At 74.8% G+C, this 301-nt stretch carries 1 protein-coding gene; it reads right to left on the bottom strand.

The window, feature by feature from the left end:
- On the bottom strand, positions 1–301 hold a 301-nt coding region (locus AC0IY1_RS25350; protein ID WP_471773340.1), incomplete at both ends, for an FAD-dependent oxidoreductase.

The following is a 301-nucleotide window of genomic DNA, read 5'->3' as shown; positions in this document are numbered from 1 at the left end:
GGGCGAGATCGGCCACCTCCCCCTCGATCACCCGCAGGTGCGCGGTCTCGGCGATGGCCGCCGGCATCGCGCGGGCGTAGAGCTTGCGATCGGCCTGGGTGCGCGGGCCACGCACCGCCGGACCCTTCCGCCGGGTGAGCAGCCGGAACTGGATGCCGGCTGCGTCGGCGACGCGCCCCATCAGGCCGGCGAGGGCATCGACCTCGCAGACCAGATGTCCCTTGCCCAGGCCCCCGATGGCGGGGTTGCAGGACAGGGCGCCGATGGTGGCGGCCTGATGGGTCACGAGCGCCGTCCGCGC

Source organism: Methylobacterium sp. AC690 (assembly GCF_979256535.1).
Note: the sequence above shows the minus strand (reverse complement) of the source record. Positions and strands in the feature narration are given on the sequence as shown.